This is a genomic window from Roseibium sp. SCP14 (assembly GCF_040329475.1).
GTDB lineage: Bacteria > Pseudomonadota > Alphaproteobacteria > Rhizobiales > Stappiaceae > Roseibium.
This window is the reverse complement of the sequence record NZ_JBDZYH010000004.1, coordinates 466126-485136: the sequence shown is the minus strand read 5'-3', so window position 1 is coordinate 485136 and position 19011 is coordinate 466126. Positions and strand designations below refer to the sequence as shown.

Here is a 19011-nt window from a genome sequence, read left to right as displayed (position 1 = left end):
CTGGGTGTGGGTCCGGCCGGGGCAGGCTCAGTCAGATGTTAGTCGTCGTCTTTGTCGCCTTCATCATCATCTTCCGGTTCCAGTTCGAGAACCAGACCGGACTTGGCATCGATAACGACTTCCATCTCCTGGCCATCCTTCATGACCTCGGCTTCCAACTTGCCATCTTCGGTCTCGAATTCTTCAACGGTATAGCCCTGTGCCGTCAGCGCGGAGCGAATGTCCGCTTCCGTGGTCCCCAGAGAGTCACCAATGGAAACAGCGGCAAGAGCTGTCCCCATGCTCGCGATCAGGCCCGTAGCGGACAAAAGGGTAATTGCGGTTGAGTTGAACGGGGTTTTCATGAGATTTCATCCTTGACTGATTTGGAGTTCAGACCGCCAACGAATGTTCCGCTGGCTTGACTTCAATTGCCTGCGGAAATCTCATTTCGCCATAACAGAAAAGCTTATAAACCGGCTCATAAACCAAGGTTTATGGCCGTGCCTCCGGAGTTTAGGCAGGGTTTAGGAATGTGACGAGGCTCAGTCAGACCGCAAATCTGGTCGGAGAGAAGCCCGAAGGGTCAACGACAGGTGTCCTGTTGCTGATAAGTTCGGCCAATATGCGGCCCGTGACCGGACCGAATGTAAAACCGTCATGGGCATGACCGAAATTGAACCACAGCCCCTTGTTTTTTGGAGATGCCCCCACAATCGGCAACGAATCCGGCAAGCAGGGCCGCGACCCGAGCCAGGGTTCGTCCTGAAGAGCCCGCCCCAGCGGAAACAGTTCTTCTGCCCGGCGCCTGGCCAGCTTGATGACATTCGGATTGGGTGGAGCGTCCCTTTCGGCAAGCTCCACACCGGTTGTCAGACGGATCCCCTTGTCCGTGGGTGTCATCGCGAAACCGTTCTCCACATCCACCACCGGCCGCGACAGCGATACACCTGCCTGTGGCTGAAAATGCATGTGATACCCGCGCTTCACAGCCAGCGGATAGGTTTCGCCGAGTTTGCTCAGAACGTCCATTGACCACGACCCGAGCGCGATGACAGCGTTTCTTGCTGTTATGGACCCGCGCTCGCACTCTAGGGACCAGCTTCCTCGCTGATTTTGCAGCTTTCGAGCATCCCCTCGAAAGTAAGCCCCACCTTCCTGAACGTAGCCGCGCCAGAATGCGTCCACCACCGCCCCCGGGTTCGAGACGGAACAGCTTTCGGTCCAGTGAACCGCATTGAGATCAGGAAGTTTGAGGCCCGGCTCGAGCTTGTTCACATCACCTGAAGCCAGTTCTTTGTAGTCGACCCCAAAAACTCTGGCGTAATACCGCTCGATCTCGCTTTCCTTGAAGGAACCCGTGCTGCGGTAAACGTGAAGCCAGCCCCCCATGCGGTAGAACCTGTCTGCGATTGTGGATCTGGCGAGATCAAGATGCTCCTGCACGACCAATGCCCTCAAGGGCGCCACCGTCTTGGCGTAGTGTTCAACACTGCTGCCGCTGCTGGCCAGGTGGTAGCGGCGCAACCATGGAAAGAGACGCACCAGTGTCGCCAGATCATAGGACACCGCACTGGACTGCTTCAGGAAGATACCAAGGAGTTGTTGGGGGTTGGTGGGAACAGCGTGCGGCGTGAATCCGTTCCGCTGAACGATACCGGCATTTCCGAAGGAAGCTTCGCCGCCAGGATGTTTCCAGTCGACAAGGGCAACATCGAGACCTAGCCTGTGCAGGTGAATGGCCGTGGATACCCCGACCATTCCCGCACCAAGGACCATGACATCAAAGGGTGTGGTTTGCCGTGCCTGTTTTGTCATGCCCATTCCGGCGGAATCCAAATCTCGATTAATCTGGCGCCCAGGTTCCGGATCCTTTATGAGGCGCAAGGTGCCTGCCACACTGCGCGATTTCAGGAGACAAGTTTAGATGATTCGAATGCTCCCGGCAGGTTTGGCTTGGATCGGACGCCACGGAACCGCGGCTCTGGCTGTGAGCATCTTCATCGGAATGGCGGTTCCGGCGCTGTCCGCCTATTTGCGGCCTTACCTTCCCGTTGCCGTTTTCAGTCTTCTGACCCTTGCTTTCCTGCGGGTTGATCAAAATGCGATCAGGCAAAGATTGCGGCGGCCCGCCCTTCTTGTCGGTGCACTCATCTGGATGATGCTCGGCGCACCGCTTCTTACCTATCTGGCGATCGAGTTTTCGGGGCTCGCCGCTCTCGGTCCGGACGTGGTCCTGGCGCTTTACATTTCAACAGCCGCCCCTCCGGTCATGGCAGCCCCTGCCTTTATCTATCTGCTTGGCCTCGACGGCACGCTCAGCCTTGCGCTTTCTGTCGCCGCCCTGATTGTTACTCCGTTGACCGCCCCGTTTGTCGGCGAACTCATGCTCGGCCCGTCATTGCCCTTGAGCGTCGGTGGACTGGCCGTTCAACTGTCAATGCTGCTCGCCGGGGCATTCGTTCTTTCGGCGGTTTTCAGAAAACTTGCCGGCCCTGAGCGCCTCGCCCGCAGCTCTCTTCATATCAGCGGCCTGAACGTGCTGCTTCTCCTGTTCTTTGCAATTGCCGCCATGGACGGTGTCGCAGCGAGCTTTGCCAGCAAACCGCTTTACACACTTGGTCTGACCGCCCTCACCTTTGGTCTGGCGCTGATCCAGATCAGCCTGTCCCTGATTATTTTTGCGCCCGCTTCTCGCGAGGATGCCTATTCGATCGCCCACACTTGCGGAACCCGAAACATGGGTCTGATGGTGGCAGCTTTTGGCGGAACTCTTCCCGAGTTCACCTGGCTCTGGTTCGCGGTGGGGCAGTTTCCCATTTACATGTTGCCACTCATGCTGAAGCCGTTCGTGCGGATTTTCTGCCGCCAAAACGCAAAAACTGTGACGCAGCAGACCTGAACGCAACAAGCTATGTGCTTAGCTCCAGCAAACACGGATGAAACGTGAGGAGCTTTTTTGTGCCTTTCTTTGATTTGTTGCGGAGCGCAAGCTTGCGAAAATTCTTGCCGGCCCTGACGACAGCGATTGGTGTTTCGGTTTTCGGTCCGGTCGCGGTCGCAGGCGATGACGCGGAAGTCCACGTCCTTGGATTTTCCAAGAATGGCAGCTATTTCGCCTTCGAACAATACGGTGTCCAGGATGGTTCCGGTTTTCCCTATTCGGAGATTTTCGTTCTCGACGTGATTGGGGACAGCTGGGTGGCGCCGTCTCCATTTCGCCGTCGAGACGACATCAATGACCACGATGTCTACGACGAAGACGCTTTTTTGAGTGAAACCCGCGCCGAAAACAGGGCGTCCGCGCAGCCCCTCCTGCAAAGCAAGGCCATTGCAGGAAAAGGTAAAACAGTTGGCATCAACCCGCGCACGGAGCTGTCGTCCGATCCCCACAAGATGATTGTTTCCCTTTGGAATACCGACCACCGCAAAGAAACACCCCTGGAACTGACCATGGAAGAGTACCCGATACCTTCCGCGAAATGCGAGGGATACGGCACACAGACCAAGGGTTTCCGACTGACGATGACCTTCAACGACGTCGCTCGAACGCTGAACGAAGACAAATCCGTCCCGGGCAGCCGTCTTTGCCCGCACGCCTATCGTATTGAGCGAATAGTCACTCACTATCCCGAACAGGCTCCACCTGTATTCGCCGTACTGATCCAGATGGACAGCTTCGGCTTCGAAGGACCGGATCGCAGATATCTGGCAATAACGGGTCGGCTTTGAACGTCTAAACCGATTGAGAAACCTGTCTGCACCTTGCCCTGCAAGTGCAGAAGTGCTAGCGCGGCATCATCAAGTCTGAGCGGTTCGAAACCGGCCGCATTGACCAGTCCGGGAGACCCAAAATGCCGCGCGACATCAAAATCGCTCCGTCCATCCTTGCTTCTGACTTTTCCAAACTGGGCCAGGAGGTCCGCGATGTGGTGGAAGCCGGTGCGGACTGGATCCATCTGGATGTCATGGACGGTCACTTCGTTCCCAACATAACCTTCGGTCCGGATGTGATCGCCAAGCTTCGCCCGCATACGGACAAGGTCTTCGACACCCATCTGATGATTGAGCCGGCCGACCCTTATCTGGAAGCATTCGCAAAAGCCGGCTCCGACATCATCACCGTTCACGCCGAAGCCACGACCCACCTTGACCGTTCCTTGCAGGCCATCCGCAACCTCGGCAAGAAAGCCGGCGTTTCGCTGAACCCTGCAACGCCGGAAAACGTGCTGGAATACGTGCTCGACCGGCTGGACCTCATCCTGGTAATGACCGTGAACCCCGGTTACGGCGGACAGAAATTCCTCCATTCCCAGGTCGAAAAGACCCGGCGCATCAGAGAAATGATCGGTGATCGCCCGATTGATCTGGAAATCGATGGCGGCGTCACGCCGGAGACGGCTCCTCTGGTGGCAGCTGCAGGCGCCAACGTTCTGGTTGCCGGTTCCGCTGTGTTCAAAGGCGGTTCTGTTGAAAGCTATGCTTCCAACATTTCCGCAATCCGGCAGTCGGCGCAGGAAGCCTGAAACCGATAAGCCGACGGCGCAGTTGTTGCGCCTTCGGCCCACCAGTGAAATTCGACAGCCCTTTCACGCACATCCCGCTCATTGCACTGTGTGGCTCCCGGCACCAACGGTCTAAGTGGATAATCTACAGCACACGACAAACCAGGAACGAACTTCGGTGAACAACGGCAAATTCGAAACCGACCGTCACGGATGGGCTGAACTTCTGCCTCCGCGACAGGCAACTCCCCCTCTTAAAGGGGAGCATCGGGCTGATTGGGCAGTAGTCGGAGCGGGTGTGACGGGTTTGGCAGCGGCGCGCCGGCTCGCCGAGAACAGACCGGACCAGAAAATTGTTCTTCTCGACGCGCGTGCAGTCGGTCAGGGCGCTTCCGGAAGAAACTCTGGTTATGCCGTTGCAGTCAGCCACTTCGGTGGAGGTTTTTCCCAAAAGAAGATAGACGAATACCGGCGGGTCAATCGGATCAACCAGGCCGGATTGACGCTGCTGCGGGAACGTATCGAGGCAAATAGCATCGGTTGTCAGTGGCGTGAACAGGGGTTCTATCATACTGCCGCAGACAGCCGCTCCCAGGCCGAATACCATTATTTTCTCGAATATCTGTCGGCTCTGGAAATCGCGCACACGCCACTCGACACAGCCGAACTTGCTGACCGCCTCGGAACAAAAACCTATCACAGCGGCATTCATGTCCACGCAGGTGCACTCGTTCAACCAGCTGCCCTCGTCCGCGGTTTGGCCGACACGCTACCCTCCAACGTACACCTCTCTGAAAACAGTCCCGTCATAAACATCGAACGCGGCGCTCCTCTTCGACTGGTAACGTCCGACGGCGCGCTGCTAGCCGATAATGTGCTGCTGGCGACAAACTTCGAAGCGCCGAAGCTCGGTTTCCTTGCTCGGCGTCTTAGCGCTTCCACGTTGACTGGCAGCTTCACACGCATTCTGTCTGAAGATGAGCGAGCAAGCCTGGGATCACTTTCCGACTGGGGTGTTCTTTCTTTGCACGGCGGAGGTGCTACCGTTCGATTGACGGTCGATGGACGCATCAGCCTTCGCAACACCGCCGAATACAACGGCGGCCAGCTGTTGAGCGATGCCCAACTGCAGCAACGGCAAGCGGTCCACCGTGAAAGTTTTGAGCGTCGCTTCCCTCAGCTCGCCCATGTACCTTTCGAATTCGCCTGGTCCGGTGTGGAGGGCATCAGCCGCAACAGCACCAATTTTTTCAGCAAGACTGCGAAGAACATCTATTTCGCCGGTGGCTACAATGGCTCGGGTGTCAGCCGCGGCACCGCTTTTGGCCATGCGCTGGCCGATTATGCCTGCGGCGCCGACACCGACCTGGTGCGCGATTGCCTGGCCTCCGCACCGGCAACCTGGATCCCACCGCGCCCTCTGGTGGACATTGGAGCCTATTTCACTGTCAAAAAACGCTTTCGCGGCGTTGGTCTGGACCGCTGAAGCCGCGATCAACGTACCGGGTGCAGACCGTTATGCGTGTGAGTTCGCAAAGCTTGAAAGCCTTGCCGGCAACACTGCCGAAAAACAAAGTTCTGCCCGGGAGAACTGATCCTCTCGCCTGCAGCTGTTCTGATCGAAACAGGCGACCTGCTTCTCGTCTAACCGCCGGCGGTCCGTCGATGTAAAAGCTGCGTCAACTTCCCCCACAACCTGCTTCCCGCAAAGACGCACTCTCGGCTACAGTCATCAGAAGTGATTTGAGGGAATCGTCTTGGCGCATATGAAACGCAGCATAGGGCTGCTCAGCCTGACCTTCGTGGCGATCAGCGGGATCTTGGGTTCCGGCTGGCTGTTTGCGCCGCTTCTGGCCGCTCAGGCCGCAGGCCCCTCAGCGATGATCGCATGGGTAATCGGTGGCTTTGCCATGTTGCTTCTGGCGGCAACCTTCGCCGAGATCGCGACGATCCTTCCCGTTGCCGGGGGGATCGGCCGTGTTCCCCACTTTTCGCACGGCTCGGTCGTCTCCATGACCATGGGCTGGACCGCCTGGATCGGCTACAACACGACAGCCACGATCGAGGTTGAAGCCGTCCTGCGCTACTCCAAGAGCCTCGCGCCCTGGCTCTATACGCCCGACAATCAACTGTCCGCCTCCGGTCTTGGGGTCGCCTGCCTTCTCCTTCTGGTGTTCACGGTCCTCAATGCCTTTGGCGTCAAGTTCTTCGCCCGGATCAACACCGCGCTCACATGGGTAAAGATCCTGGTGCCCGCGCTGCTTGCGGCCGTTATCCTGACATCCGAATTTCGATACGCCAATTTCAGCGACTATGGAGGATTTGCACCTGAAGGGGTGAAGGGCATCCTCTCGGCCATTTCGACGGGTGGCGTCATCTTCGCGCTGATCGGTTTCCGGCATGTGATCGATATGGCAGGAGAAGCGCGCAATCCCAAGGTCAACATTCCTCTTGCGCTGGTGCTGAGCCTGGTGGTCTGCCTCTTGATTTATGGCGGCCTGCAGCTGGCTTTCCTGGGCGCTCTCGATCATGCCCAGCTTGAGAAAGGCTGGCATTCGCTGCATTTTGCGGGAGAACTCGGTCCCATGGCCTCACTGGCGACTGCAGTGGGAGCGCTCTGGATCGTCAGCATCCTGGATACCAGCGCCCGTATTTCCAGCTTCGCGTCCGGTCTTGTTTCGGTTGGGTCGAATGCACGTCTCGGCCTTGCTATGGCTCAAAACGGTCTCTTCCCGAAATTCATGGAAACCCTGTCAGAGCGTGGTGTGCCGCTGTTTGCGCTTTTGGTGAACTTCGTCGTCGCGGCCATCTTCTTCATTGCCTTGCCATTCAGACAGGTCCTGTCTCTCAATACTTCCTCGATCGTCCTGTCTTTTGTTGTCGGACCGATTGCGGTGATGGCCTTCCGGCGCCTCCTGCCCAACACCCCGAGGGCCTTCGTCCTGCCGGCCGCGCCTGTTACCGGATGCCTGGCTTTTGTGGTCGCCAGTCTGATCATTTACTGGAGCGGCTGGGACACGATGATCCACCTCGGTATCTGCCTTGCCATCGGATTCGCCCTGTTGTTGATTCGCAGCACGCAAGGCGGCTTCGACAGTCTCGACTGGCGCGAAGCCTCCTGGCTGGCGCCTTATCTGGTTGGACTGGTCTCCTTGTCATATCTCGGATCGTTTGGCGGAGGCGCCGGTCTCATTCCGGTCGGCCCGGACATTCTGGCGGTCGGCCTGCTTTCAACCTGCGTTTATGTACTCGCAATTCGCCTCAGCCTGCATAAGGACAAATTCGCCCTCTACCTCGCCGAAGAAGAGCTGGAAGAAATTGGCGAGTATGATTCAGCCGAAGACGCTCCTGTCGAAAGCACCGACTTCAAGATATAGTAGTTTTAATGAAAGAAGTAAGATAGTTACTTATGTTTTCTAAAGCAATAGATTAGAAAAGTGAGTATCCATCTGGTCAACCGCGAGAGGTCACCCTCTCAAGATTGCCAGCAATCTCGCTTACCGGTCTGGAAACCCGCCGTAGCAACATTCAGGGAAGAGAAGTCAGGCTCTCCAGATAGTACACCCCTTCGGCCTCTATGAACTTGGCAAGCACCCCCTTGTCGTAAAGGTCGTTGCCTTCTTCCCAATCCGGATCGTATTGACACCCGACATATACATGGTTCGGATTTTCCTTATCGGTGTCCGGATCGTAGCTGATTGTCCATTCCGGTTTCGTATTGCATTGTCCGAGACTGGAGATGGCTGCTGCGAGTCCGGATGCTCCGGAAGGTGAAGACAGAATGGCCTTGAAGTCCGGATCGGTTGCAAATGCAGGAGAGGATGCGCCGATCAGGGCAAGCGCAAGCGAAACACGTATCGGCCGGAAAAACATTCTTGTCTCCAATGATCAGCTGAAAATCGGTCTGAAACTGACCGAAGGACAGCACGACAATTCTCAACAAAGGCTAAATCATTCGAGGACCTTCAAAGGAGCGTCCCCCTGGATCAGCTGTATCTGCGCCCGGATTTGATCGTAACGGTTTTTGCCAGTTTCTCGTTCAAGCCCACCGGATAGAGTTCCAATTGCTTGGCGGCCAGCTCATCGAGTGACATCCAGGTTGCCAGACCGGTTGTCTCGTTATTCAGGTCGTATGAGAAACTGTCCTTCTGGTAAAAACGGCTGTCGGCAAAATGCGCGTGACAAAGGAACACAACCTCATGCCCTAAAACGCCGTGGTGCTCATAAAGGTTTTCCATGACAAAGAAGTTGTCGAGAAGCGTGATCCGGGCGCCCAGTTCTTCCAGGAATTCCCTCTGAAGGGCATCCCGCCACGGCTCACCGAATTCAACCGTACCACCAAGTGGACGCATTCCTGTCACCCTGCCGGCATCGTCCTGAACTTCCGAGAGCAGCAAAGCGTCGTCCTGCCAGATCAGAGCAAGGGCTTTCACCGTGATCGTGTTTGCCGGTCGCCAGATTGTCATTACCGTCTCCAGAAGGCGCTGATAGTCGAACAACGAGCTGTAAAATTCACATTGTGCGCTCTCTCGCAAGCAAAATCGGCGTCCTTCCATTGAAGGTGCCGCCCCCTTTTGCTATTCCGCAGCCAGAATTTCCTAAAAAGACGAGGTCTTGTCCGCGATGATTCCGCGCTATTCCCGCCCTGACATGGTTTCCATCTGGTCTCCGGAGTCCAAATTCCGCATCTGGTTCGAGATCGAGGCCCATGCCTGCGACGCGCTGGCTGAACTCGGCGTCATCCCGAAAGAAGCAGCCAAGACGATCTGGGAAAAAGGCGGCAGCGCCACGTTCGACATCGACCGAATCGACGAGATCGAGCGCGAGACCAAGCACGATGTCATCGCATTCCTGACCCATCTGGCAGAGATCGTCGGCCCCGATGCCCGCTTCGTTCACCAGGGCATGACGTCTTCGGACGTCCTTGACACCTGCTTCAACGTTCAGCTGGTCAAGGCAACCGACCTCCTGCTTGCCGATATGGACGCCCTGCTGGCCGCACTGAAGCGCCGTGCAATGGAACACAAGGATACGGTCTGCATCGGCCGCTCGCACGGCATCCACGCCGAGCCGGTGACCTTCGGTCTCAAGATGGCTGAAGCCTATGCCGAGTTCGATCGCTGCAAGACGCGCCTTCTGGCAGCCCGTGAGGAAATCGCAACCTGTGCCATCTCCGGCGCTGTCGGCACGTTTGCCAATATCGACCCGCGTGTCGAAGAACATGTCGCCAAGGCCATGGGTCTTCAGGCCGAGCCCGTCTCGACCCAGGTGATCCCGCGTGACCGCCATGCCATGTATTTCGCAACGCTCGGCGTAATTGCGTCATCAATCGAGCGGGTCGCCACCGAGGTCCGTCACTTGCAGCGCACGGAAGTTCTGGAAGCCGAGGAGTTCTTCTCCAAGGGCCAGAAGGGTTCTTCCGCGATGCCGCACAAGCGCAACCCGGTGCTGACAGAAAATCTGACCGGTCTTGCCCGTATCGTTCGCGGTTACTCCATCCCGGCAATGGAAAACGTCGCCCTGTGGCATGAGCGTGATATCTCCCACTCGTCCGTGGAACGCATGATCGGGCCGGACGCGACAGTGACGCTCGACTTTGCGCTTGCGCGCCTCACAAACGTTGTCGACAAGCTGATGGTTTACCCGGAGCGGATGATCGGCAACATGGATCGCCTCGGCGGTCTGGTGCATTCCCAGCGCATCCTGCTGGCTCTGACACAGGCAGGCTCCTCTCGAGAAGATGCCTACCGCCTCGTTCAGCGCAATGCCATGAAGGTCTGGGACAGCTATCAGGTTGCGGGTGCTGCATCCGTCGACTTCCTGAGCGAGTTGCTGGGCGACGAAGACGTTCGCAAGTATCTCTCCGAAGAAGAGATCCGCGACCGCTTCGATCTGGGCTACCACACCAAGAATGTCGATGTGATTTTCCAGCGGGTGTTCGGCGAAAGCTGATCTTGAACGGGATCACGGGGTTTTGCCTTCGCAAGACCTCCCGGACGCGAAGAAAATTGCCGCCCCTGCTTCGGCAGGGGCCCTTTGTTTATTATTCTCAAAGTTTGTTTTCCGGATACTTCGGCGTTCTGGGTCTTTTCGTGAGATCGCACATCAACCCGGGTAACAAATAAGTTCCGGAGATATCGGATGAAAGTTGCTGTCGTTTCTGACATTCACGGCAATGTTCTTGCGCTCGAGGCCGTGCTTGAGGACCTTCGACGGGAAGCGCCCGACATGGTCGTCAATCTGGGCGATTGTGTTTCTGCTCCCCTCTGGCCGGAAGAAACGGCAGCCATCTTGCGTGAAACCGCATGGCCGACCGTTCGTGGCAACCACGACCGGTTTCTGATCGAAGACCCGATTGAGAACATGAAGTGGACGGACGCTTTTGCCGCTCGGTCGCTCTCGCCGGAAAGCCATGAATGGCTCAAAACCAGCCAGACAGAGATCCGCTTGAGTGACGAGATCTACCTCTGTCACGGAACACCGGACAATGATGACCGCTATCTGACCGAAAAGAACGAAGGCCCCAAGGGCCATCTGCCGGACGAAGAAACCCTGGTTGCGGAACTGAAGGGAGAAAAGGCAGCCATAATCTGCTGCGGACACACTCATATCCCGCGTGTCGTGAGGCTTCCCTCGACGGGCCAGATAATCCTCAATCCGGGAAGTGTCGGTTTTCCTTCCTATGATGAAAACCACCCCCTTCGTCAGAAGATGGCAGCAGGCAGTCCGCATGCCCGCTACGCGGTCATGACCAAGTCAACCGGCAACTGGACATTTGAAGACAAGATCATCGAATATGACTGGGATGCCGCCAGCCGTGAAGCTGCAAAACATGGCCGCCCGATGTGGGCGGCGGGGCTGAAACACGGATTTTTCGGCCCCCTCTCCTGAACGTGCGAATTAGAGAAGTTAAGGTTCCAGCATGAAAATTTCCGAGACCGACATTCTGCTCATTCCGGGTTACGGTCAGATCCTGCCCGGACACTGGCTGTTGCGCTGGCGGGACAAGATGGCGACCGCGCGCGTGGTCAAGCAGACCGAGTTGCATGCTCCTTCCAAAAAGGAATGGCTGGAGACGCTCGTCGGTGAAGTGGACGCGGCAAAGCGGCCCGTTGTCCTGGTGGCGCACTCGCTCGGCTGCATTCTGGTTGCCCATGGCGCCCACGTCCTAAAGGACAAGGTCAAGGGCGCCTACCTCGTTGCCCCATCGGACTGGGACAGAGAAGGCCTTGTCGAGGAATTCGACGGTGGTGACTTCAAGCCGGTCCCTACGGATCCGCTGCCCTTCCCCACCCATGTTGTTGCAAGCCGGAATGATCCCTACTGCACATATGAGCGTTCGGAACATCTTGCCAAGGCCTGGGGAGCCACGTTCCAGGATGCCGGTGAAGCCGGTCATATCAACCTGGAAAGCGGGCACGGCCCCTGGCCGGAAGGCATGATGTCCTTCGCCCATTTCATGAAACGGCTGAGGTAAACCTGCTGTCACCTGACGTCAGTGTTGGGCCGACGTCTTTGGCCCCATCAAGGCTCCAACCTTGGTGGCGATGTAGTAGCTGACAGGTAGTGCAGCCAGGGCACCGGCTGCGGCACAGCCAACCAGCAAAAGCGCATCGATGTCACCGACCCCAAACATGGTGAGCGGCACCAGAGCGCCTATTCCGGCAAGCGTCGGTCCGACGATAATGAACATGATAGTCGCCAATTTCCACATAAGGTTCCCCATCAGGACGCGGCGGCTTTCCGTCCGGATGCCGAATTGTCGCTCCGACTCCAAAACCGTCGCAATTGCAATGACTTGTTAGTTGCAACTTTTTGAAACTTGGCGCATTGACCAAAGTCAACATTCTGCGTCATCGGCGGGTATCTGTGTGATGGAGTTTTGATCGGACATGGTGTCAGTCCCCCGCCAACTGTTGCGATCCTATTTTGTGCCGTCGCCTTGCGCGTCTTTCTTGTTGGCAAGCGCCATTCCGGCAAATAGCAGGACAACGGAAAGGACAAACAATCCGCTGATCTTTTCACCGAAGAACAGCGCGCCCGCACCTACTCCCGACAAAGTTGCAAAATAGCCGACCTGGCTGAAGCCGACACCATCGGTATGGCGATACAGTTCGAAGGTGAGGATGTAGCTGAGTGCGGTAATCGCCATCAACGCACCGAGATAAGAACCCAGCGAGAGTATCGCATCAAATGGCAGGTCAAATGCACCTACGCCATAGGCAACCGGGACCAGCATGACGGCCTGAGACGCCAGCGTGCCGGCAGCAAGCACCAAAGGTTGTCCTCCGGCCGGATAGGCCTTGTCCCGGAACACGTTCGTAATCGCAAGAAACACCGGAACACTCATAGCAAGTCCCCATGCCGACAAGGAGAACGAAGCACTGCCGATCCCCTGCAAAGTAGCAAGAAGCACTCCCGAGAGCCCTGCGATGAGACCTAAGACACGCCGGCGTGGCAACAATTGGCGCCCATAAACGGAGGCGGCAAGAAATGTCATCAAGGGAGACAGCGTCACCGCCATTGTGAACAGGCCAGCGGGCATTTCCCGCAAAGCGAAGTATCCGAGGGTTTGCGGAACGCTGATACCCAAAAATCCGCCGATCACGTAATAACGCCAATGAGCGGCGGAGAATTGCCCGGAGATCCGGTGGCCGGACTGAAACACCGCGAGCCCAGTCAAGAGGACTGCGGCACCGGCAATCTGCCAGTAGAATACGGCAAAGGGCGGGATTCCCTTCAAAACCACAAACTTCGCCAAGGCAAAATTGCCTCCAACCAATGCTCCAATGGCGACCGTGAGCGCACTGGCCCTGGCAGCGTGAAAACCGCGTTCGCTCTGGCCAAGCTCTTGTATTGGGTTCTGCATATTGGGCTCCTGCTGGCTGTCGGAAAAACTCCTCATCCCATCAGGTATCCCTATTCACTACATGCAACAATCATGACAAAATGCAAATCTTTGTTGCAGGAAACACAACAACATGGATACGCCCACAGCCGCCGAAGTGTTTGCGGCCGTTGCAGAGACCGGCAGTTTTTCCAAGGCTGCCGACCGACTTGGACTTTCCAAATCTGCCGTCAGCAGGCGCGTCAGTGCGCTTGAGCGGCATCTGTCGGTGCGCCTTCTGGAACGCACAACCCGGCATCTGCGGGTGACCGAGGCTGGTGAACGCTACCTGGTCCATGCCTTGCAGGCACTGGATCTACTGAAGGAAGCGGAAGCATCCGCACGCCTGCACAGTGACCAAGTCATTGGAACACTGAAGGTTCTGGCGCCGATGTCTTTCGGAAAACTGCATGTCGCGCCACATGTTCCGGGGTTTCTGTCAGCTTATCCCGGACTTTCGGTCGACCTTCATCTGGACGACCGAAAGCTGAACCCGCACGAGCTAGGCTGCGACCTTGCGCTTCAAGTTGGGGATCTACCGGAATCCAGTCTCATCTGCCGGAAGCTGGCACAGCTCGACAGTGTCGTTTGCGCAGCCCCTTCCTACTTGGAACAGGCACCATCAATTGCTGTTCCTGCAGACTTGATCCACCACAACTGCATCCTATTTTCCTATTCGGACAATAAGGACGATTGGGTGTTCAAATCAGAACTTGGTCAGGAGACTGTCGCAGTTACCGGCAACTTTCAGGTCAACAACAGCGAAGCGCTTTGCGAAGCCGCCCTGAGCGGTCTCGGCGTGGTTCGCCTGCCGACTTTCATCGCCGGCTCCTACCTGGCTTCGGGTAAGCTGCTGCTGCTTCTTCCGCAGCACGAGATGGCCTCCAAGACACTCTACGCAGTGCACAGCGCGAGAAAACTGGTTCCGAGGAAGGTCAGGATTTTTATCGACCATTTCGCTGCCCTCTATGGGCCGGGATGCCCTTCCTGGGAAACCCACGGACACCCCGGTCAATGACCCGGTCTGCCGAGAAACTTCAGTAACCGGCCTTGGGACCCCCGCCTGCCTGTGCCAGCTGTTCCACCTCTTTCAGGGCCGCGCGCGCCGCGTGATCCAGGAAGATTGTGTCGATGCCGTGCGACATCAGCTGGTATCCCTGTTGAACAGCCTCTTCCACTTTCTCGCCGCTGAGACAGAAAATACCCGCAAGTTTTCCGGCTGCCCGGGCTTTTTCGGCAATTCGAGCGCAGACCTCAGCCGTACCGGCACCGTTCGGATCGAGGGCACTGCCCTGCGACAGCGACAAAGAAAGGTCGCTCGGTCCGACAAATATGCCATCGAGCTCTGAAACCGACAGGATATCGTCCAGTGCGTCGATGGCGTCTTGCGTCTCGATCATGGCCAGGGACAGCGTCTGGGAATTGGCATTCTTCAGATACTGGTCGCTGGTCTGCCCGTTCAGCATAGCGGCCCTGAAGGGAGACCAGCTGCGCTCCCCGACCGGCGGGTACTTGATGGAACGCGCAAATTCTTCCGCTTCCCTCTTTGAATTGATCATCGGCGCGATGATGCACTCAGCTCCCATATCGACCAATCTCCCGGCGAGCGCGTTGTCGCCAACGGGAATGCGAGCGATTCGGTGGGCCCCGCCAAGCGCGATCAGCGCCATCGTTTCAACGGCCGCTTCGAAATCCAGCATGCCATGCTGAAGATCAAGCGTCACCGCCTCGTAGCCTGCGCGGGCAAGCAACTCAGGCACCAGGGGCGCAGACAGCAGCGACCACGCTGTGACCACCGGTTTTCCGGAACACAGTTTTTCGGCGAGGAAGGACTTTTCTGACACAGGCGATCTCCTTGTTTCAGCCGCTATGAAATCCGCGCCAACAACCAATCGCAAGTACATATTGCAGGGAATGCGGATGCCGGAATTCTGTTTCCACACAAGCCGGGCCAGACAGTTGATGAACGCACCACCGACGACAGCATTGTTCTTTAGTTCGAATTCATGTCAAAAGCCCGGAGTCCGGATCTTGATGGATGATTGCAGACACTCCCCGGCAGCAGCGTGCTTGCGCCGCCTGAAAGGTGCTTTGCCATGCTTCTTCGACAAAGTTACGCCGTAAATTATGCCAATAGAGAGGTTGGCGACATTCGTCACGGATTGGGCAAGGGTAAATCCAATATTGAGTTGACGCAGCCGGGACAGTGGCGGCTGCAAATAAGGAAAACAAATGAGAATTAAGACACTATCGTCCGCAGCCCTTTTGGCCACGACCCTCCTGATTGCACCGGCCAGCGCCGAAGATCTTCAATTCACGCTGATCAATGACACCGACACCCCGATCGCCGGCTTCTTCGTTTCCCCCGCCAGCTCAGATTCCTGGGAAGACAATCTGATGGACGGTGGTTATCTGGATGCCGGATATGAGACGGAGGTTCTGATTGAGGACGGACTGTCCACCTGCGCCTACGACATCCGCGCCTCATTTACCGATGGTGAAACGCTGGAAGATTATGGCTTGGACCTCTGCGATCTCGGTTCCTATACGTTTGAGTGACGCCTGACGGGATCCTGAGATTCCTGCACGCAACAACAAAAGCGCCCGCCGGAACCGGCGGGCGCTTGATCTTTTCTGCAACGAGTGGGATCAGCCTTCGTTCTGCAGCTGCTCGATTGCTGTATGCATCAGTTCGTCCATGGTGCGGCGAATCTGATGGTCGGACTGGTCAACGTTGTTGGCGTCGAAGTCTTCGCGGATCTTGCGGAAGACATCTTCGTCACCCGGTTCTTCGAAATCGGCACGGACAACTTCCTTGGCGTATTCTTCAGCCTTGTCCCCTTCGAAGCCCAGGTGTTCGGCAGCCCAAAGTCCCAGCAATTTGTTGCGCCGTGCGGTTGCCTTGAACCGCAGCTCCTCGTCATGCGCGAATTTGTTTTCAAATCCCTGTTCGCGCTTGTCGAATGTGCTCATACTTATCGTCTCCTGAACTGCGCTAATGCACTTCTCCCCATATGGGGCTTATTTGGTCTCTTGCATATCCCCGCCGGCCCGGCAAATCAACGCAGTACATGCTCCCTTGCTCCAAAAGCATAACAGGTCTGCAAATAACAGCGAAAACATAAGATTGTACTTTTCTCTGTCTTCGGGTAAGTTCCGCGCCGCAAAACAGGGTTTGCAGCCTGAAGGCGCCCGCCGGTCGATGGAACAATCCCGGTGGAAATCATACAAGGTGAGCAAGAACCCTTTCGATGGATTCTCTAAAAAACGACACGGTATAGCCCATGAACCGCCGCCGGCGCATTTATGAAGGTAAAGCAAAGATTCTTTACGAAGGTCCGGAACCGGGTACCCTGGTTCAGCACTTCAAGGACGATGCAACCGCCTTCAACAACAAGAAACACGAGATTGTTGACGGCAAGGGTGTGCTCAACAACCGTATTTCGGAATTCATCTTCAACAATCTGAATGCGATCGGTATTCCGACCCACTTCATTCGCCGCATGAACATGCGCGAACAGCTGATCCGCGAAGTTGAGATCATTCCGCTGGAAATCGTGGTCCGGAACGTCGCTGCCGGCTCTATTGCCAAGCGTCTGGGGCTTGAAGAAGGCACTCAGCTGCCGCGCTCCATCATCGAGTTCTACTACAAGAATGACGAACTCGATGATCCGATGGTCGCCGAAGAACATGTCACCGCTTTCGGCTGGGCCACCCCGCAGGAGCTGGATGACATGATGGCGCTGGCCATCCGCGTCAATGACTTCCTTTCCGGCCTGTTCCTCGGCGTCGGTATCCGTCTCGTCGATTTCAAGATCGAGTGCGGCCGCCTGTTTGAGGGCGACCTGATGCGCATTGTGGTTGCGGACGAGATCTCGCCTGACAGCTGCCGTCTTTGGGACATCGAGACCAACGACAAGATGGACAAGGACCGCTTCCGCCGAGATATGGGCGGCATGCTGGAAGCCTACCAGGAAGTCGCCAAGCGCCTCGGCATCATAGCCGCCAATGAGCGCCCGGCCGGAACCGGCCCGACGCTGGTGCAGTAAGTTCGAAGCAAATGCCCCCGCAATTGAAAGATTAGCGGGGGTTTTTCGTTTCAAGCCCCTTCTTCCCTTCCAGAACGGGACAAGCTGGTGTAAGGACGCTCCCAAATTGTCCTGCCAGACGTTGATGGAGACACAAGACTCATGAAAGCACGCGTGATCGTCACCCTGAAAAACGGCGTTCTCGATCCTCAGGGAAAGGCCATTGAAGGTGCACTGGGCGGCCTTGGCTTCGGCGATGTCGACTCGGTCCGTCAGGGCAAGGTGTTTGACGTCGAGCTCAATGGCTCAAATCAGGCCGCTGCGAAAGCCGAGCTGGAGCAGATGTGCGAAAAGCTGCTCGCCAATACGGTTATCGAAAACTACGCGATCGAAATCGTCTAATTCGGATCACCGGCAATGGATGAAGATACCCGCAAAGCCATAACCTTCATGGCGATCAAGGCGGCGGTTTTCATTCTGGTGCCGGCGCTCGCGGCAGCAATTGCCGTCTTTACTCTGCTTTGAACCAACGGAACCAGCCCCATGAAAACCGCCGTCATCGTTTTCCCAGGCTCCAACCGCGATCGTGACATGTTCCACGCGCTGGAACAGATAACCGGCGCCCGTCCACAAAGCGTCTGGCACACGGAAAGCACTCTGCCGGACGTAGACCTTGTTGTTGTCCCGGGCGGTTTCTCCTATGGCGATTATCTGCGTGCCGGTGCGATTGCCGCTCGCTCTCCGATCCTCAAGGACCTGGTTGCCAAGGCTGAGAGCGGTGTCTCGGTTCTGGGTGTCTGTAACGGATTTCAGATCCTGACAGAGGCCGGTCTTCTGCCCGGCGCCTTGATGCGAAATGCGGATCTTCACTTTGTCTGCAAGGAAGTGAAGATGGAAACGGTCAACAATGCGACCCGCTTCTCCTCGAAATTCGAAAAAGGTCAGGTCTGGCGTTGCCCGGTTGCCCATCACGACGGCAACTACTTCGCCGATACCGAGACGCTGAAGCAGATCGAAGACAACGGCCAGGTTGTCTTCCGTTACGCGGACGGAACCAACCCGAACGGTTCGATCAATGACATTGCCGGTATCATGAACGACAAGGGCAACGTCCTTGGCATGATGCCGCATCCGGAGAACCTGGTGGAACCGCTGCACGGAGGTCTGGATGGCCGCCTCCTTTTCGAAAGCGTTGTCGAACAGGCTGCCTGAGACTAGGCTCTCGCCATTTTCAGCATTGCGGCAGTCGGCTTCTCGCCGCTGCTGCTTTGGATCAAGAGGTTGAAATGGCGGATATTGAACTTTCCCATCAGGACCGTGCAGCGCTTGGACGCCAGGTCCAGAGATTCGTACAAGACGAGCTGGATCTCGAGATCGGCAACATGGATGCCGAACAACTGGTGGAATTCCTCGTCAAGACTGCCGGCAATCATTGCTACAATCTCGGCCTTCAGGACGCGCAAATTCTGGTTGAGCGCAAAGCCGAGGACATCAACAGCGAACTTTCCGCCATGGAAAAGCTCGTTTCGGGTGAGTGAGCCAAGTCGTCTTCCCCACCCGCAAGAACGACACACCGCAGCAAGAACAGAAAAAGTCTTCAGTTTCAGCCCTA

At 56.6% G+C, this 19011-nt stretch carries 23 protein-coding genes; 15 read left to right on the top strand and 8 right to left on the bottom strand.

The annotated features are described in order from the left end of the window. Positions 1-38: 38 nt before the first annotated feature. The gene (locus tag ABLQ08_RS19265; protein ID WP_352945246.1) at positions 39-344 is read right to left on the bottom strand and encodes a PepSY domain-containing protein; all 306 of its coding nucleotides are present in this window, start codon (positions 342-344) and stop codon (positions 39-41) included. Between the two features lie 184 nt (positions 345-528). After that, on the bottom strand, positions 529-1797 hold the full coding sequence (locus ABLQ08_RS19260; protein ID WP_352945244.1) for an NAD(P)/FAD-dependent oxidoreductase: 1269 nt from the start codon (positions 1795-1797) through the stop codon (positions 529-531). A 109-nt stretch (positions 1798-1906) separates the two neighbouring features. On the opposite strand from ABLQ08_RS19260, the gene ABLQ08_RS19255 reads away from it, so the two are divergent. The 5 genes from ABLQ08_RS19255 (at position 1907) to ABLQ08_RS19235 (ending at position 7861) form a co-directional block, all read left to right on the top strand. Further along, entirely contained in the window at positions 1907-2881 is a 975-nt protein-coding gene (locus tag ABLQ08_RS19255) for a sodium:proton symporter (RefSeq protein WP_352945242.1), read from the top strand. Between the two features lie 92 nt (positions 2882-2973). After that, positions 2974-3711: a DUF2259 domain-containing protein gene (locus ABLQ08_RS19250; protein ID WP_352945240.1), complete on the top strand. Its 738-nt coding sequence runs from the start codon at positions 2974-2976 to the stop codon at positions 3709-3711. Positions 3712-3833: 122 nt separating this feature from the next. Further along, complete coding sequence (rpe, locus tag ABLQ08_RS19245) at positions 3834-4505, top strand: ribulose-phosphate 3-epimerase (RefSeq protein ID WP_352945238.1); 672 nt, start codon at positions 3834-3836, stop codon at positions 4503-4505. 157 nt (positions 4506-4662) lie between these two features. After that, entirely contained in the window at positions 4663-5970 is a 1308-nt protein-coding gene (locus tag ABLQ08_RS19240) for an NAD(P)/FAD-dependent oxidoreductase (RefSeq protein ID WP_352945236.1), read from the top strand. Between the two features lie 280 nt (positions 5971-6250). Continuing rightward, positions 6251-7861, top strand: a complete 1611-nt coding sequence (locus tag ABLQ08_RS19235) for an APC family permease (RefSeq protein ID WP_352945234.1) — start codon at positions 6251-6253, stop codon at positions 7859-7861. Positions 7862-8012: 151 nt separating this feature from the next. On the opposite strand, the gene ABLQ08_RS19230 is transcribed toward ABLQ08_RS19235, so the two are convergent. Continuing rightward, positions 8013-8357 (bottom strand): hypothetical protein, encoded by a 345-nt coding sequence (locus ABLQ08_RS19230; RefSeq protein WP_352945232.1) that lies wholly within the window; start codon positions 8355-8357, stop codon positions 8013-8015. A 113-nt stretch (positions 8358-8470) separates the two neighbouring features. Then, a complete protein-coding gene (locus ABLQ08_RS19225; protein ID WP_352945230.1) occupies positions 8471-8950 on the bottom strand; it encodes an NUDIX hydrolase in 480 nt (159 codons plus the stop codon). Positions 8951-9107: 157 nt separating this feature from the next. Between ABLQ08_RS19225 and purB the strand changes: the two genes are divergently transcribed. From purB to ABLQ08_RS19210, 3 genes are all read left to right on the top strand, one after another. Next, a complete protein-coding gene (purB, locus tag ABLQ08_RS19220) occupies positions 9108-10436 on the top strand; it encodes an adenylosuccinate lyase (protein WP_352945596.1) in 1329 nt (442 codons plus the stop codon). Between the two features lie 189 nt (positions 10437-10625). Beyond that, positions 10626-11375 (top strand): metallophosphoesterase family protein, encoded by a 750-nt coding sequence (locus ABLQ08_RS19215; protein WP_352945228.1) that lies wholly within the window; start codon positions 10626-10628, stop codon positions 11373-11375. Between the two features lie 31 nt (positions 11376-11406). After that, a complete protein-coding gene (locus ABLQ08_RS19210; RefSeq protein ID WP_352945227.1) occupies positions 11407-11961 on the top strand; it encodes an RBBP9/YdeN family alpha/beta hydrolase in 555 nt (184 codons plus the stop codon). 18 nt (positions 11962-11979) lie between these two features. On the opposite strand, the gene ABLQ08_RS19205 is transcribed toward ABLQ08_RS19210, so the two are convergent. Together ABLQ08_RS19205 and ABLQ08_RS19200 are read right to left on the bottom strand one after the other, a co-directional pair. Then, positions 11980-12177, bottom strand: coding sequence for a hypothetical protein (locus ABLQ08_RS19205; protein WP_352945225.1), 198 nt, complete (start codon positions 12175-12177; stop codon positions 11980-11982). Between the two features lie 231 nt (positions 12178-12408). Beyond that, on the bottom strand, positions 12409-13353 hold the full coding sequence (locus ABLQ08_RS19200; RefSeq protein ID WP_352945223.1) for a DMT family transporter: 945 nt from the start codon (positions 13351-13353) through the stop codon (positions 12409-12411). A gap of 112 nt (positions 13354-13465) precedes the next feature. On the opposite strand from ABLQ08_RS19200, the gene ABLQ08_RS19195 reads away from it, so the two are divergent. Continuing rightward, a complete protein-coding gene (locus ABLQ08_RS19195; RefSeq protein ID WP_352945221.1) occupies positions 13466-14389 on the top strand; it encodes a LysR family transcriptional regulator in 924 nt (307 codons plus the stop codon). Between the two features lie 19 nt (positions 14390-14408). Here ABLQ08_RS19195 and ABLQ08_RS19190 read toward each other — a convergent pair whose 3' ends face one another. Further along, complete coding sequence (locus ABLQ08_RS19190) at positions 14409-15215, bottom strand: HpcH/HpaI aldolase family protein (RefSeq protein ID WP_352945219.1); 807 nt, start codon at positions 15213-15215, stop codon at positions 14409-14411. A 388-nt stretch (positions 15216-15603) separates the two neighbouring features. On the opposite strand from ABLQ08_RS19190, the gene ABLQ08_RS19185 reads away from it, so the two are divergent. Further along, complete coding sequence (locus ABLQ08_RS19185) at positions 15604-15930, top strand: hypothetical protein (RefSeq protein ID WP_352945218.1); 327 nt, start codon at positions 15604-15606, stop codon at positions 15928-15930. A 90-nt stretch (positions 15931-16020) separates the two neighbouring features. On the opposite strand, the gene ABLQ08_RS19180 is transcribed toward ABLQ08_RS19185, so the two are convergent. Further along, positions 16021-16344 (bottom strand): DUF1476 domain-containing protein, encoded by a 324-nt coding sequence (locus ABLQ08_RS19180; RefSeq protein ID WP_352945216.1) that lies wholly within the window; start codon positions 16342-16344, stop codon positions 16021-16023. 311 nt (positions 16345-16655) lie between these two features. Between ABLQ08_RS19180 and purC the strand changes: the two genes are divergently transcribed. The 5 genes from purC to ABLQ08_RS19155 all read left to right on the top strand — a co-directional run bounded on the left by purC (position 16656) and on the right by ABLQ08_RS19155 (position 18937). Beyond that, the gene (purC, locus tag ABLQ08_RS19175) at positions 16656-17420 is read left to right on the top strand and encodes a phosphoribosylaminoimidazolesuccinocarboxamide synthase (RefSeq protein WP_352945214.1); all 765 of its coding nucleotides are present in this window, start codon (positions 16656-16658) and stop codon (positions 17418-17420) included. A 141-nt stretch (positions 17421-17561) separates the two neighbouring features. Beyond that, positions 17562-17801: a phosphoribosylformylglycinamidine synthase subunit PurS gene (gene purS, locus ABLQ08_RS19170; RefSeq protein WP_352945213.1), complete on the top strand. Its 240-nt coding sequence runs from the start codon at positions 17562-17564 to the stop codon at positions 17799-17801. Positions 17802-17816: 15 nt separating this feature from the next. Then, entirely contained in the window at positions 17817-17924 is a 108-nt protein-coding gene (locus tag ABLQ08_RS19165; protein ID WP_352945211.1) for a phosphoribosylformylglycinamidine synthase-associated small membrane protein, read from the top strand. A gap of 18 nt (positions 17925-17942) precedes the next feature. Continuing rightward, positions 17943-18611, top strand: a complete 669-nt coding sequence (gene purQ, locus ABLQ08_RS19160) for a phosphoribosylformylglycinamidine synthase subunit PurQ (RefSeq protein ID WP_352945209.1) — start codon at positions 17943-17945, stop codon at positions 18609-18611. A 74-nt stretch (positions 18612-18685) separates the two neighbouring features. Then, entirely contained in the window at positions 18686-18937 is a 252-nt protein-coding gene (locus tag ABLQ08_RS19155; protein WP_352945207.1) for a DUF2164 domain-containing protein, read from the top strand. The last annotated feature ends 74 nt before the right edge of the window (positions 18938-19011 follow it).